This is a genomic window from Methylibium sp. T29, assembly GCF_000576205.1.
In the GTDB taxonomy this organism is placed as follows: domain Bacteria; phylum Pseudomonadota; class Gammaproteobacteria; order Burkholderiales; family Burkholderiaceae_C; genus Methylibium; species Methylibium petroleiphilum.
This window is the reverse complement of record NZ_AZND01000558.1, coordinates 1-869: the sequence shown is the minus strand read 5'-3', so window position 1 is coordinate 869 and position 869 is coordinate 1. Positions and strand designations below refer to the sequence as shown.

Sequence of the window (869 nt, the reverse complement as noted above, 5' to 3'; positions counted from 1 at the left end):
GTCGCTCAGGTCGGCCTTGTGCGCCTCGCGGGTGTGCACCACCGGCCAGCCGCGCGCGCGCCACGCCGCCAGCAGCGCGGCGATCGGCGCGATGGCCGGCACCAGCAGCGAGACGTCGTTGCCGAGCGAGGCGCCGAAGCCGCCGGGCTCGATGAAGTCGCGCTGCATGTCGATCACGACCAGCGCGGTGGCGCCGGGTGCCAGGCGGTAGTCGAACGGGGCGGCGGGGATGCTGATGCTCATGCTGGTGCTCGTGCTCATGCGGCCTCCGGCAGCGGCTGGGCGTGCCCGTGGTCGGCGCCGCCGCCCATGTGCGCGCCGATGGTGTGGCGGTCCACGTCGGCGGCCGGCGTCTCGAACACGAGGCGGCCTTCGCTCATCACCGCGATGCGGTCGGCCAGTTCGATCAGCTCGTCGAGGTCTTCGCTGATCAGCAGCACCGCGCCGCCGCGCTCGCGCACCTGCAGCAGCCGCGCGTGGATCTCGGCCACCGCCGCGAAGTCGAGGCCGAACACCGGGTTGGCGGCGATCAGCACGTTCACGTCGCCGGCCAGCTCGCGCGCCAGCACAGCGCGCTGCACGTTGCCGCCCGACAGCGAGCCGATCGGCGCGTTCTCGCCGCGCGTCTTGATGCCGTACTCGGTGATCCAGGCGCGCGCGCGCTCCTTCCAGGCGCCGAAGCGCAGCCAGCCACCGCGCCGCAGCGGCGGCTGGTCGAAGTCGCGCAGCGCCATGTTCTGCGCCACGCTCAACTCGGCCACGCTGGCGCTGCGCAGCGGCTCCTCGGGCAGCGCGCGCAGCTTCAGCAGGCGGTTCTCGTGGCGCTTCGCGCCGTAGGGCACGCCGCCCACCCGCACCTGGCCGGCCAG

General features: G+C 74.0%; 1 protein-coding gene and 1 pseudogene. Both read right to left on the bottom strand.

Annotated features, from left to right (window positions below; all coding sequences use genetic code 11):
• On the bottom strand, window positions 1-261 hold a 261-nt coding region (locus tag x551_RS22810), incomplete at its 3' end, for an isochorismatase family protein (RefSeq protein ID WP_036252065.1).
• Window positions 258-869 (bottom strand): annotated as a pseudogene (locus x551_RS22805) (ABC transporter ATP-binding protein); the annotation flags it as partial. The gene x551_RS22810 and the pseudogene x551_RS22805, both read right to left, overlap by 4 nt.